11 protein-coding genes are annotated in these 15,056 nt (G+C 38.6%); all 11 read right to left on the minus strand.

Going from position 1 to position 15,056, the window contains the following annotated elements:
• Positions 1-9: 9 nt before the first annotated feature.
• Positions 10-1,125, minus strand: a complete 1,116-nt coding sequence (locus HQN86_RS16335) for a polysaccharide pyruvyl transferase family protein (protein ID WP_172661998.1) — start codon at positions 1,123-1,125, stop codon at positions 10-12.
• A gap of 4 nt (positions 1,126-1,129) precedes the next feature.
• Complete coding sequence (locus HQN86_RS16340; protein ID WP_172661999.1) at positions 1,130-2,113, minus strand: nitroreductase family protein; 984 nt, start codon at positions 2,111-2,113, stop codon at positions 1,130-1,132.
• A 23-nt stretch (positions 2,114-2,136) separates the two neighbouring features.
• A complete protein-coding gene (locus HQN86_RS16345; protein ID WP_172662000.1) occupies positions 2,137-3,690 on the minus strand; it encodes an MATE family efflux transporter in 1,554 nt (517 codons plus the stop codon).
• Position 3,691: 1 nt separating this feature from the next.
• On the minus strand, positions 3,692-6,043 hold the full coding sequence (locus HQN86_RS16350; RefSeq protein WP_172662001.1) for a GumC family protein: 2,352 nt from the start codon (positions 6,041-6,043) through the stop codon (positions 3,692-3,694).
• Positions 6,044-6,070: 27 nt separating this feature from the next.
• On the minus strand, positions 6,071-6,874 hold the full coding sequence (locus HQN86_RS16355; protein ID WP_172662002.1) for a polysaccharide biosynthesis/export family protein: 804 nt from the start codon (positions 6,872-6,874) through the stop codon (positions 6,071-6,073).
• 436 nt (positions 6,875-7,310) lie between these two features.
• Positions 7,311-9,149, minus strand: a complete 1,839-nt coding sequence (gene glmS / locus HQN86_RS16360; RefSeq protein ID WP_172662003.1) for a glutamine--fructose-6-phosphate transaminase (isomerizing) — start codon at positions 9,147-9,149, stop codon at positions 7,311-7,313.
• A 261-nt stretch (positions 9,150-9,410) separates the two neighbouring features.
• Entirely contained in the window at positions 9,411-11,345 is a 1,935-nt protein-coding gene (locus HQN86_RS16365; protein ID WP_172662004.1) for a polysaccharide biosynthesis protein, read from the minus strand.
• Positions 11,346-11,440: 95 nt separating this feature from the next.
• The gene (locus HQN86_RS16370) at positions 11,441-11,995 is read right to left on the minus strand and encodes a NeuD/PglB/VioB family sugar acetyltransferase (protein ID WP_172662005.1); all 555 of its coding nucleotides are present in this window, start codon (positions 11,993-11,995) and stop codon (positions 11,441-11,443) included.
• A 2-nt stretch (positions 11,996-11,997) separates the two neighbouring features.
• Positions 11,998-12,903: an MraY family glycosyltransferase gene (locus tag HQN86_RS16375; RefSeq protein WP_246269661.1), complete on the minus strand. Its 906-nt coding sequence runs from the start codon at positions 12,901-12,903 to the stop codon at positions 11,998-12,000.
• Between the two features lie 43 nt (positions 12,904-12,946).
• Positions 12,947-13,849 carry an NAD-dependent epimerase/dehydratase family protein gene (locus HQN86_RS16380; protein WP_172662007.1) on the minus strand — a complete coding sequence of 301 codons (903 nt, stop codon included), beginning with the start codon at positions 13,847-13,849 and terminating at the stop codon, positions 12,947-12,949.
• The gene (locus HQN86_RS16385; RefSeq protein ID WP_172662008.1) at positions 13,842-15,053 is read right to left on the minus strand and encodes a glycosyltransferase family 4 protein; all 1,212 of its coding nucleotides are present in this window, start codon (positions 15,051-15,053) and stop codon (positions 13,842-13,844) included. The genes HQN86_RS16380 and HQN86_RS16385 overlap by 8 nt, the downstream gene beginning before the upstream one ends.
• Positions 15,054-15,056 lie beyond the last annotated feature (3 nt).

A 15,056-nucleotide genomic window follows, 5' to 3' on the forward strand; every position in this document is an offset into this window, starting at 1 on the left:
TAGTATCTATTACAGGGAGTCAAATAAAAATTTAATTGAGTCTTCCCTACGTTCACTTAATAATTTCGATGGAATGGTATAGTCAATAGGCGCAGTTACATCAGCCAGATCGTCCGCATTTTTGATCAATCGGTCCTTCAGCCCCAGTACCTCCAATAAGTTCAATACCCTGTAAGGGTTAGAATTCTTATAAATGCTGTAAAAGTTCTTTTGGAAAATAAGAGAGAAAGTAGTTCCGTGGAAAGAATTGGTTACCACAAACCTGGCATTATCAAACAACCAGATGAATTCATTAGGCCCGACATCCTCTAAGCACACATCAACCAGATCGGCTTTCTGTTTTTTACTGCTGATGAACACCACCTTGCAGCCTAATTTTTTAGCAATGTCTTTTGCCAGGTTAATGCAAACACTATTGTTGTCAAAGGTATAGATCAGTACATAGTCCTTTGGTATTTCGCGCGACAGCGGTTTGGCAATCGTCCTCCACTGCTCACCGGTCAGCAATAATGTCGGATCCACCACCACCTGCACATCTTTATCCATAAAGGTTGAAATCTGATCCTTTAAAAACTGCTCCCTTACCGAGATGTTCTTATAGGCACCTAAAGATGCAGTTAAAGTCTTCCTGTCGCCATTGGCGAACTTATGCGCACCCGCACTGGAGGCGTACGACAATCTTTTTACCCTGTCGTTTCCAAAGGCCAGCAAGTACACAGGATCCAGCTTGCCTCCGGTAAACTGAGGGTTCCAGATCTGATCGCTGCCACTGATCAGTACATCATATTGCTTACTGTTTACATCCACCTCAGTAAGGTTCTTATAAGAACCCTTGCTCAAGGGGATATACTCGGTAATAAACGCTTTGATCTTATTTTCTTTTTTAACCCCTTTTTTTAAAATAAAGTGCTTTACAAAATGTTTCGCATTCTGCTTTAGTGATCTTCTGCCGTCGTACAGTTTATGATTGTATTTCAGATCAAGATCCTGCTGCTGATAATCGATACACTCTATATTATGTGTTTCCAGTGCCCTGCATAAGCCATAAGCCTGTAAAACGCCTCCATAGTTGTACACATTATGGAAGGTAACTAACCCAATATTCTTTGTTTGTTGGTCTTTCATGTCCTTATAAAATTTTAACCACTTCTTCTGCATCCAGCCTTGGCGAGGATGCGATTTTAATTTTCTCAGGCAGGTATCCGCAGGAAACCACCAATCCCACTCTTTCATTGTTCGGGATACCCAGCAGCTGTCTTAATTTCAAATCCCTATGTACCTCCACACTCCAGTTCAAAGGGCAGGCACCAATATCATATCTGTGCAGCGCATACAATAGCGACATCGCAAACATCCCTGAATTCACAAAAGATTCATTTCTATCATTTGGGCCCTGGAAAACTGAAATATCAGCGGTGATTACAAACAGGGTATCGGCAAGGTGCCCAAATCCCCTGTTGCCATATTGCAGTTTCAGCACCTCCTGTTTCATCTCAGCAGACCTAACCATGTAAATCCGGTTCACCTGTCTGTTACAGGAAGTAGGAGATTTTAGCGCCAGCCTTACGCACTTCATCAAGACCTCTTCCGGGATCTCCACGTTGCTGTAATTTCTGGAGCTGTATCTCGAAAGGCAGAACTTATCGAAGGAAGATTCCCTGTGGGCGAAATAAACGTCTCTGTCAAATTCAAATTGTTTTGGCGTCTGGTAGGCGGTAATTCTCAGCCTTAATTTGGCTACCTGATCGGTAATGGCCTGCTTTAACGCAAAGCTTTTTTTGTCATGGAATTCAACATATTCTTCCAGTACATTCATGGAATGAACAAACTCCAGACTAGATAAATTGTATTTTTTATCCAAATACATATTCATCATATCGATCAGTTCAAGCACAACAGGCTCCCCAAACCCAAGCCTGGTATCGGGCATGGTCAGCCCCTTCTCCAAAACATGGTAATAGATGGTTAGCTTGCCTTTAAGTTTGTTTTCAGTATCGAAGGTTTGATAAACATTCGAATTCTTAATAAATCGATTAAAATCGTAAGCATAAAGTTTCGACAACTTGGCTATGATTTTAACTTTTTTCGGGACGATTTTTTTTATGAAAGACATATAATTAAATTTTATTATCTTATTTATTTTCCGGCGAATTTTACCTGAATTCCGGATAACTTTTTTGTAAGGCCTTTTGCAATTCCGGCCACCATATCACGTTCAGCTTGCACAAAGCCGTAATTCCATATCAATAACGAGGTAGAGCAGAAGCTCAGTGCCAGTACCACACCCAACCTAATAAAGCCCTCCGGCATAAAAAGTCCCGGTAAAAATGATACCCCTATTCCCACTGCAGTAATCACCCCAACCTTTAGAATGATATTCTTGAAAAAAGCACTTATAGACAAGCCCGTTAAGGTGTGCACAATCCTGAGCCTGATCACCAGCGAAATCGCTTCGAGGCACAGCCCACCAATTAAAACCGAATAAGCGGGATAACCAGATCTAAGCAGAAAATACGAAAGTGGCAAAGTGAGTAAAACGGTAGAGCCCACAACGGACTGATATAGTTTAATCTTGCCAGTAGCCTGAACTGCTGTTTTCAATCCGGTGGACATCTGACTAACCACACTGGTCATCAGTACAATCGTACAAAAGGCAGCAGTATACTGAGGTACATTGGATAACCAGAACTTCAAAATAAAGGGCATCTCAATGAGCATCGGAATAACCATGAACAGCAGCAGAAAAACAGAAAACTTACTGGATTGAGTAGCCAGTCTGATCATCCTTTCCCTGTCGCCACCGCCTTCACTTTTAACGATCTGCGGATTAAAGGCCCTTACCATCATGACCGAAAAGGACTGCATTTGGGAGTTAACCTGATTGGCAACCGCATAAGATGCATTGATCTTAGCGCCATAGAACCTGTTCAATATGATGCTCAGCCCCTGAGAGCTGGCCACATAACACAAGGCCCCAAACAAATTCCATCCTGCATACGAGGCCATTTCCTTCAGCAGCGTGTAATTGGCCGAAAAGCCGAAACTAAACTTACATTCTGCATACTTTACCGAACACCAGATCGTCTTGATCATCCTGATCAGGATAGTTACCGCAGCAATCAGAATCCCGTAGGTGATCAGCTTATCAAAGTGTGTATACAACAGGTAATAGGCAATACCCAGTTTCAATACCGCCTCCAGAATACCACTTAACGAATCAAATAAAAGATCTTCGTTTGCATTAATTGCGGCATCGTACGGCACTGCATTTATGGTAAAAAATGTACTCACCACCATAAAATGAAAAACATACTTTGCCGTTTCAATCCTGGCGGCCGGTATATTCAGCACGCCATCAAAAAGAAACAGTCCGGCAATTTCCAGCAGGGCAACAACCAGCAATCCAATAATTAAGTGTAGGGTGATACTGGTTTTAAATACCTCTTTGTTTTTGTCTACTTCCCCCTTTCCAAGGAAAAACGAGAGGTAGCGCTGGGTAGTTACCGTCATCGCGCCGTTCAAAAAAGAAAGCATCAGAATAACCCCGGCCAGCAAATTAAAGATACCAAAGTCCTCTGTTCCCAGAGATTTCAATATCAAACGGGTCGAAAACAATGCGATAAACATGGTAATCACCACTTTTCCGTAAAGGAAACCGGTGTTGTAAAAAACTTTTTTAGCGGCTTTCATATTACCCTTTAAAAATTCGTTTCCAGAAACCTTTTTTCGCTATTTCCTCTCCATAACTGCCATAGCCGTAACCATAGCCATAAGCATAGGAATCAGACAGCACGATATCGTTTATTACTATTCCTATTTTTTTCATTTTTTTGGTACGGAACAGATCATCTACAATATGCAGCTGGTTTTTAAGCGTAAACTTATGCCGCACTAAATACAGGCAAACATCAGCATGGGGCTCAAGCAACTGGGCATCGGTAATTATACCTATTGGCGGGGCATCAATAATTATATAGTCAAACTGCGTTCTGAGCTCATCTATTAACTCCTTGGTACGCGGATTTAACAACGTTTCCGCAGGGTTTGGCGGGATAGGGCCAGAACTTACAATAAACAGGTCTTCGTGGATATCCAGAGGCTTTACAATATCCTTAGCGGTAAGGCTTTTGTCGACAACGTAATTGGTAAAACCAACACCGTTAGATGTATTTAATTTACCAGACATACCCGGTTTTCTTAAATCCAGCTCCATCAGCAACACACGCTTTCCGGTAATGGCCAACACATTGCCCAGGTTAATTGCCACAAAGGACTTTCCCTCTCCAGACATGCTGGAGGTAAGCAAAATAACCTTTGTTTTTTCGTTTTCGTTATGGTAAAAGGACAAATTGGTTCTTAATGCCCTGAACTGTTCTGAAATGGCAGACCTTGAATTGTCAGAAACAGCCAGGTTAGCCGAATCATCACTATGACTAATTTCTCCCAAAATCGGAACCTCTGTGGCTTCAGTGATGTCCTCCTTGGTATTTATTTTATTATTTAAAACATCCAGCAGGTAGATGATCCCAATTGGGATAGCCAGCCCCATAAACAAACCTACCAGTGCCACTACAGATTTCTTTGGACTAAAAGGCTTAAATTCAGATTTTGGCGGATCAATCGTTCTCGAATTCGCGATATTAGAGGTTTTGGATATCGCCGTTTCCTCACTCTTTTGCATCAGGTAGATGTATAGCTCCTGCTTAATCTGTTGTTGTCTGGCCAGGTTTAAATAATTTCTTTCGGTAGCAGGTATCTGCTGAACTTGTCCTTCAACCGACTTCATCTGTCCTTGTAACTGCGCTTTGGTAATCTCCAGTCCATTTTTGGTGGAGATCAGATTGGCCAGCATATCCGTGCGCATATTTTTGATCTGCTTATCCAAATTGGTAATCACCGGGTTCGTTTCCGTTACACCAAGCAATCTTCTGTCGCGGTCTAAAAGCAGGGCATTATACTTATCAATTAATCCCGTAAAAACCATATCTCCCGGCAAAATTGAACTGGGTAGTACGCGGTTTCCACTTTCATCTTTTAAATATTCCTGCAGATTTGATAAGATACTCAGCTGGGTTTCTACCTTCGACAACTCATTCATAAATGAACTGGTATTTTGCACCAACAATTTAGATTGCTCGGTCATGTCGGCAAGGTTGTTTTTTTGCTTAAAACCCTGAATGTTCCCTTCCAGGTCACCCAGTTCCGAGCTGATAAAGGCCAGCCTGTTCCTTATAAATTTAATGGTACTGTCGGCAACCTCGTTTTTGTCATCAATATTTCCCTGAACGTATTTATGAATGAGCTCGGTTAAAATGTCCTCACCTTTTTTAGGAATGGGGTGATTAATGCTCAGGTCAATTACCGTGATCAGCTTATTTCCAACTGACACGCTCAGGTCGTTCATTAATCCGGCTACCTTCTCATCTACAGAAACAATAGAGAACTTATAGCGCTCATCTTGAACAAAAAGCTGTCCGGGTGTTTTGGTAATGATAAATGTCCCGACTTTAGGGAAAGTGATTTTACCGTTAAACTCTACTACAGTATCTAACAGGCCAGATTTTAGCGAGATTTTGCCATTTTTTAGCAGTTCCAGATCAAAACCTGTTGCCTTAATGGTATCTTCCGGTACAACAAATTGAACTGTAAACGGGCTTTTGTAGATTTCTATGTCGTTAACACGTCCCTTTTTAATATAGGTAATATTAAGGTGCATGTCCTTCACCACCTGTTCCATCAGATATCTGGTCTGCAGAATTTCTGCTTCATTATCTACAGTGCTTTTGGTGCCAAGCAGGCCACCAAGATCACCAAGCGCATCGGCTGCGGCGCCAAGCGCGCTACCTCCCTTTTTTTCATCGTTTACTAAAACCCTTGCCGAAATCCGGAACATAGGGGTGGTGTATCGCAGGTATAAATAGGCCAGGCCTAAACAAACTATTACCGATAACAATATTAATGGCCATTTTCTGATAATCTTGGGCAGTAGCTTGCTAATATCCAGGCCTTCATCTTTTGGAAGTTGATTTGATCTTGTACTCATAGGGGATGATTACTAATGAAAAAATGATTAAAGCCTTGTAATTAAAATAATTAAAACGGAGAGCGCTGATCCGAGTATTGCAAAAGTCTGGGTTCTCGATGCGTTGTTCGCAGCTATACGTGCCTTATTTGGCTCTACGTAAATCACATCGTTCTGTTTCAAATAAAAATATGGGCTGTTAAATAATTCTGAGGAATTCAGGCTAAAGCGGGCGAATTCTTTCTTACCGTTGTTGTCGCGGATAAGCAATACATTCTCTCGTTTGCCATAAATGGTGAGGTCGCCGGCAAGTCCAATCGCATCTAAAATGTTAACCTTCTCATTCGGCAAGGTATAAGCTGCAGGTCTTACCACCTCTCCTAATATGGTAATTTTGAAATTTGCGAAGCGTACCTGAACACTGGGATTGTTATAAAGTTCGGCAGCTTTTTTTCTGATAAGATCTCTTGCTTCAAAAGTAGTCAATCCCACAAGCTTGATCTTTCCAATAACCGCCAGTTCAATCTCTCCGTTCTTATCAACCAGATAACCGCTAACCTGCTGCTGACCAATGGTAGATGCGGAACTTGCTCCTAAGGCCTGTCCGGTGGTGGTTTGATTAACCACTGCCGAGCTTAGGGGATCTATTGTAAAAATAGACACAGCAAGTATGTCGTCGGGCTGAATTACAGGGTCTGTAAATGGAGCCGTCTTTTCCATTGCAGATTTATCTGCGAGGGAAATGTCCTGAAAGTACGGGACGTTCTTGGTGCTGACGCAGGAAGTAATAAACAATGTAATTAGCAATCCTGCTAAATTCTTTAAAGGGATACTGGGTTTTCTTTTTCTCATAGGTAGGTAGCAATAGTCTATAATAGGTAGATTCTAAAAAAGTGTTCCGACAAAAAGAGGTGCGTAATTTATTTGAGCAAGCAATTACAAAATCTTGAAGAAAAATGAAAATAAAGACTAAAAAAGGAATGAATATTAAAAAAATCCAAACATAACAGAAACTTAATACATAGTTTATCTTCATTTCACATGCAATCATAAGTAATTACTACGTAATCATCCCAAAAAGCACAATAATTGCAATAAAAAGAGGAATGATTGACCAAATATACTGAGATTATTACAAAAAATTAAGAAAAATCATTAATAAAAGTCATAATTAACATTAAAACAACCATAAATTAACATAAAAAACTTAAAATAAACCACATAAAAAATATATGCAAACAAAAAGGGTCCCAATTGGGACCCTTTAACATCATTAAAATGACTTATGTTACTCTACTGTAACCGATTTTGCCAGATTTCTTGGTTGATCTACATTACAGCCTCTCATTACTGCAATGTGGTAAGACAATAGTTGCAATGGTATAGTAGCCAATAAAGGCAAGAACGCTTCACTTGCATCAGGAATCTCGATGCAATAATCTGCCATTTTTCTAACTTCAGTATCACCTTCTGTTACAATTGCCAAAACAATTCCTTTTCTGGCTTTAACTTCCTGAATGTTGCTGATTACTTTTTCGTAAGATGAGTTTTTGGTTGCAATAACCACAACAGGCATCTCCTCATCAATTAAAGCGATAGGACCGTGTTTCATTTCTGCAGCAGGATAACCTTCGGCATGGATGTATGAGATCTCCTTAAGCTTTAATGCGCCTTCCAGTGCTACAGGGAAACCACTTCCTCTGCCTAAGAATAAGCAGTTCCTTGAATCTTTAAATTTAGCAGAGATTTCTTTGATCAAGCCTTCTGATTGCAGTGCTTTTTCAATTTTCTGAGGGATGTTATCCAATTCGGTCAACAACTCTGTTAATTTTGAGCTCGTTAACGTTCCTTTTTGCTGTGCAAGGTGGAAAGCGATCAAAGTTAACACGGTAACCTGAGCAGTAAAGGCTTTAGTTGAAGCCACACCAATTTCAGGACCGGCATGGGTATACGCGCCAGCATGTGTAAGACGTGGAATAGACGCACCAACCACATTACATACCCCGAAAATAGTTGCCCCTTTTTCTTTGGCCATTTCAATAGCAGCCATGGTATCAGCAGTTTCTCCCGATTGAGAGATCGCAATTACTACATCTTTCTCGGTAATGATCGGGTTTCTGTATCTGAATTCCGAAGCATATTCTACTTCAACCGGAATTCTGGAGTACTCTTCAATTAAGTATTCGCCAACTAATCCGGCATGCCACGAAGTACCGCAGGCCACAATGATAATGCGGTCTACATTTTTCAGTTTATGTGCAAACTCGCTGATTCCACCAAGCTGCACCCTTCCTTCGTTAGGATAGATACGACCTCTTAAACAATCTCTGACAGAACGCGGCTGCTCATAAATCTCTTTAAGCATGAAGTGGTCGTAACCACCTTTTTCAAGCATTTCCAGTTTCAGATTCAACTCCTGGATATAAGGAGTCTGCACCACGTTATCTAACTTTTTGATCACTAACTCATCGCGTTTTAAAAATGCGATTTCGTTATCGTTCAGGTAGATCACGTTTTTAGTATATTCTACAATTGGTGTCGCATCAGAAGCGATAAAATATTCACCCTGGCCAACACCGATAACCATAGGACTACCTTTTCTTGCTGCAATCAGCTGATCAGGCTTTGCTTCGTCCATTACAACGATGGCATAAGCTCCGCTCACTTCATGAAGGGCAAGCCTTACTGCTTCCAGCAGGTCGATGTTTTCCTCTTTATAGATTTCTTCAATCAAGTGAATCAATACTTCAGTATCCGTATCACTGTTAAACTCATGCCCTTTGCTGATCAGCATTTCTTTCAGGGTAGCATAATTTTCAATGATTCCGTTATGGATGATGGATAAGTCGCCACTATGCGAAGTGTGCGGGTGCGAATTTCTGTCAGACGGAGCACCATGTGTTGCCCATCTGGTATGTCCAATACCAATGGTTCCAGAAAGATTTTTGCCTTCAGCAAAATTTTCAAGTTCCTGTACTTTTCCGGCTTTCTTGTATATATTCAAGCCATCATTATTGATTAGTGCTATACCAGCGCTATCGTATCCGCGATATTCTAACCGCTTTAATCCTTTAATAACTAAAGGCCAGGCTTCTCTATGGCCTATGTAACCAACTATTCCACACATATTTTTTCAATAGGTAAATAAAAAATGGGTAATAAAATTTGTCGAATTTACAGCTTTAAACTTGAATTTTATAATCCTTTTTTCTAAAAATCGGGTTCTAATGGCAAAATCAAACGTTTGCACACTTTCACGCAAGCATTTTGAAAAAGGGTATCCGAAACGCAACAGTGAAACTGAGCATTTTTTCGGCCCGGCACATATTTAGGCTAATTACCGGTGTTTCAAAAACATAAAATACCGGAAATTAATTCAAAAGAATTATTAGGAAACGACATCAAACTCTTCAAACTTAGAGTTCTTACTTTTAAATTCCGGAACAATAGTTTTCATCTGGATAACTACTTTTCTGTTATCATTGATTAAAGCGTGATCCACCAATTTATAGATTTGGGCTTCTATTTCGTTGAAAACATATTCGCGCACTCTGCCAATCATGATCTTTTCATGATGCGTAGGCATAGTGTTTTCATTATCGTTCAAAAGCTCTTCGTATAATTTCTCTCCTGGTCTTAAACCAGAATAAGTAATTTTTATATCTTCATTAGGTACTAACCCAGCCAGGCGAATCATCTTCTTCGCCAGCTCAACAATCTTTACAGATTTACCCATATCGAAAACGAAGATCTCTCCTCCCTTACCCATGCAACCTGCTTCAAGCACTAACCTACACGCTTCGGGGATGGTCATAAAATAGCGGGTAATTTCAGGATGCGTAACCGTTACGGGTCCCCCTTTTTCTATTTGTTGCTTAAACCTTGGGATTACTGAACCGTTAGATCCTAAAACATTTCCAAAACGGGTAGTAATAAACCTGGTAATGGGTTTTACGTTTAAATCATTAATATATCCTAATCCATTTGAAAATACAAAATCATTTGTGGTTAGGGAGTTGTTTAAGGATTGTACGTAGATCTCCGCAATGCGTTTAGAAGCGCCCATTATATTGGTTGGGTTAACTGCTTTATCGGTAGAGATCATTACAAATTTTTGGACACCATGCTTTACCGATAAATCGGCAATTGTTTTTGTGCCCAGCACATTCGTTTTAATCGCCTCTGCCGGATTATCTTCCATCATAGGCACGTGTTTGTATGCCGCGGCATGATACACGTAGTGGGGCTTAAAGGTATCAAACAAGAAATTCATACGTTTCTCATCTTTCACATCGCCAATGAAGGCATGGAAATTAATGTCTTTATGAGTTTCCTCAAGTTCAAGGTATAGGTGATGAAGTGCAGTCTCGCTATGATCACATAGAATGATCAACCCAGACTCAAACTTCAATACCTGTCTTACTATTTCGCTGCCAATTGATCCCGCAGCACCAGTAATTAGAATCCTTTTGTCTTGTAGTTGCTTTTTTATCCCCTCAGTGTCGATCTGAATTGGTTTCCTATTTAACAAATCCTCTATGTTAAGGTTCTGAATCTGTGCTGTACTTACATCACCACGAGCCCAAACATCAGGTGGTGGGATATTAAGGATCTTAACATCGTTCTCCAAACAAACATCAACGATTTGCTCTTTTCTATCCGAGGGAATGGTATAGGACGCAAATATTACTTCATCCACTTCATGTTTAATGATTAAGGTTTCAAGCGTGGCTGCATCAAGGATTTTAACTCCATCGATGGTTTTCCCAACTTTACGTAAGTCGTCATCCACATAGGCAATGATTGTTTTATTTACCTTGGCGTCATGATCAAAAGTTCTTTTGGTCGCAACTCCTGCTTCGCCTGCACCATAGATAATTATCCTGATCTTATCCAGCTTAGCGTTTTTGATGTACATAAAAAAGTACTTTACAATCACTCTGTAGGTTATTAAGAACAGGAAGCTAAATAAGGAGTATATGATTATAGTAACATTGCTGAGAATCCGGTCGCCTCCTAATACAATAATTATTGCGTTTGAAAAGAAAATAGACAATGAACTTAAAACAACGGCAAATAGAATTCTGAACGAATCCTGGGCACTTGTATATCGAACAATACCAGCAAAGGTTTTAATATTAAAAAAAACGAGGGTATTTACCACAACAACAAGCAATACCGATTTATAGAGTGCTAACAGATTTATATTTTCTAATATAAAGTTATTTTTAAGAACTTTTGCTAGCACGAGTGCAAACACGCTCAAGCAAATATCGATTGTGAATATAATCCAGCGCGGTACGATTTCTAGTTTAGTGAACATTCATTGGGCGATTTTTATCCGAAAGCAAACTAACAATAATTAAACCAAATTTTAAATACCCAAAAATAGGTATAATGTTATTTGCAAATAAACGTTTACTCACTAACCAGAGAAAGTGGTGTAATATGACTATTTTCAGCTATTTCAGTATTTCTAAGCACGATAACACCGGGATCAATTTTTACTCCATTTTTTATTAATGCTGCTCCCCCAATATAAACCATAGGGCCAATATGTACAAAATCTGATATACTCACTTCATGGTCAACGCATGCACCTATGTTTACTATTGTATGATCACCAATGCTTACTTCCGCCTGGATAACGGCGTTTGCCAAAACAACCGTTCCCTTTCCAATTAAAGCAAATTCAGAAACTGATGCCTTAGGGTGGATTAAGGTTGCAAAATTATGTTTTAATTTATGAGTAAGGGCTTTGCGGACCTTATTGTCGCCAATAGCTATTATTAACCTTGAATCTTTGTATGATTCCGAATCATACTTTAGGACTGGAATACCCATAAATGTTGCGTTTTCCTCTTCCACATTGTCGTCAAAAACACATTCAATTCTTCCTTCATGCTCTAATACCAAGTCTATTACCACTTTAGCATGCCCACCTGCACCATATATTACATAAGATTTCTCCATGATTAAGCCGCTTTAAGCATTAATTTTGGTTTCAATATTAAATACACTAAAATCAAAGGAATTAGAATCATTGGTCCTAAAACGTAAAAACTCATTCCTCCAAAAACTATTAAGGCAATAATTAATAATTGCAACGTTCCATATATAGAAGAAACAATTAGATGGGGTATTTTCTGCTCGTTCGCTAATATTTGATAAAAGTGCAAACGATGCGCTTCAAAAATATTCTGTTTTAAAATTAGTCTGTGCATAATTGTTAATACAGCATCTACGCCATATACCGCTAAAAACAAAATATAGGTATAGTTATTTGTTTTTATAATCAATTGCAGCAGTAACATAATTATCCAAAAGGCCATAGTCACGCTGCCAACATCACCAGCAAAACATTTTGCTTTTTTCCTGAAATTGAAATACAGAAAGACTACACAAGAGATCATTGGAAACCAGATTACATCTGGAGCGGCAAAAGAGATCTGGTACAAGTTTACATGCTGTAATCCACCTAAAATGACTAAACTGTATAATCCCGTTATCCCATTAATGCCATCCATGAAATTGTAAGCATTAATTATTCCTATTACAAGAATATAAAGCACAACTATAGTCCACCAGGATAGAATTCCAAACACCGGTAAGAAATAGAACATCAATGTTACAGCTGCCAGGTGAAATAAAACCCTAATTCTGCTGGAAAGAGTAATGCGGTCGTCCACAAAACTTATTATTCCAATAATGGATGCTCCAATCATAGGAATAAGATATTGCTGATCCAATATTCCAGATATGATTATGGCAATGAGAAAAATTATACCTCCACCGCGTATGGTTGTTTTTGTATGTGAGCTCCTTTCGTTCGGTTTATCTATAATGTTGAATTTGTCAGCGATTCTGAAGTAAATTAACATCGATAAAAACAAAAAGATAGAAATAAATATATAAAGCATAATCTTAACTTGAGCGGAAACTTCTGATTGTTGTTAAAAGCCCTTCTTTTGAGTTTATGGGCAAATTTTCAATTTTTAAGGCGTGTTTTATCTTATTATTGGACACCACATAACTTTCCGTGAGCTTCTTTAATCTTTCGGAATTCAAAGGTAAATGTAGCTTATCGCCAATGGCCGCAATAGTTTTGATAATTCCCGAGTTTATTCTCCAAAGTTTTGCTTTGCTTCCTTGTACTTCCGCCATTATTTCAATTACCTGATTAGTGGACAAAGGTTCATCATCAGCCACATTATAAATACCTCCAGGAATGCTTTGATCTGTTAATATTTTTTCAATAATATAATTAAGATTTTGGATAGATAAAAAAGACCGTTGATTCTCGAATCCAGCCAAGGGATATGGTATCCCTTTTTTTACAACTTTATAAAGTAAATTTAGATTACCCTTATTACCTGGTCCATGAATCATACAAGGACGAAGAATAAAAAGGCGCTTACCTACTGGAAGATTCTTACTTAGTAAATGCCTTTCTGCTTGCAATTTTGATTTGCCGTAAGGTGTTTGAGGGTCAGCAATCACATCTTCTATTAATGCACCATTAACTGTATCAGCAACAGCTTTAACGCTGCTGAAATAGATAAAATCCTTATTCTCAGAATTAAGAAATAGATTGAACAAATCCCTTGTCTTCTCAAAATTCACTTCAAAGTATTCTTGAGGATTACTCGTATTCTTGAGATCATGAGCCTTACCTGCTAAATGTACAACAACATCACCTTCCAACGACGTCGGTAATGCCTCTCGAAAGCTCAATAACAAAATTTCACCAATGTTATTTTCTTGAATATGTTTTACAAGATTAGTACCTACAAAACCAGTTGATCCAGTGAGTAATATTTTATGCATGATTATAGAAAATTTGTTCCAAACGATCGACTAATAGTTCTCTTTCAAAATTAACGTCAAAATAGTTACGTGCATTTACGCCCATCTGATCAATATCCGTTTTAGACATATTGTAAAAATCAATCGCACGAGTTGCTAACTCAGTTGGATTTTCAGACTCTACTACTAATCCGGCTTTAGCTTCGGTAATGATTCGTCCCCCCTCACCATCTAATGAGGCCAGAATGGGTTTTCCACAAGCCAAATAAGACTGAATTTTCGATGGAATAGTTAAGCTAAAGATGTAATCTCTTTTAAGACTCACTAATAAACAATCTGCACATGCATAAAAGTAAGGCATTTGATTAACTGGAAAAGATCCTAAAAGGTAGAGATTACCTTCTAATCCGAATTCTTTAATTTTATCTTCCACATAGCTCTTTTTCCTGCCATCTCCCAGAATTACCCATTTGATTTCAGGATTGACAGACTTAACAATTTTAGCAGCTTCGATTATTGTTTCAAAATCTTGTGATTCACCTATATTACCAGCAAACATAATGTTAAATCCCTTAGGCATTAGTGATAGAAATTCCGTTTTAGGACTCGTAACTTGGAATATTGATTCAACTGAATTAGGATAGAACAATATCTTTTTATCTTCGACTCCCTGTTTATTGATAATCTCTCGAAACGCTTCAGATTGTATTAAAACTTTGTCACTTGCCTTATAGATCCACTGCGTAATTTTATCTAATAGCTTAATAATATATTTATTAGTTATTCCTCCTGCAGCGGAAACACTTTGAGGCCATAAGTCTTGTACCCAAAAATAAATATTAGCTTTTTTTCGGCGTTTCATAAAAATAGCCGGGATCCCTACTGTAATAGGAGATGGCTCATACACAAGGATTTTATCAAAATCACCACCTATAGAGAAACTTCTTATAATACTAAAAAATGCAAAAGACAAATAATTCAGCATTAACCTTAACCCTCCAGAATTTCCCCTAGGAATCAAAGGTGACCTATGAATCTTTACTCCATTCCATATTTCGAGTCCTTTCGAAAAGAAAGAATAACTATCATAAAATTTCCCTTGGGGATAATTTGGTTTACCCGTTAATACTTCAACATCATGCCCTCTTTCAATTAATGCTAATGCTAAATCATTGATTCTAAAGTTCTCAGGCCAAAAATATTGAGTAACAATAAGTATTTTCATTCC

This window comes from Pedobacter panaciterrae (assembly GCF_013204795.1).
Lineage (GTDB): Bacteria > Bacteroidota > Bacteroidia > Sphingobacteriales > Sphingobacteriaceae > Pedobacter > Pedobacter panaciterrae.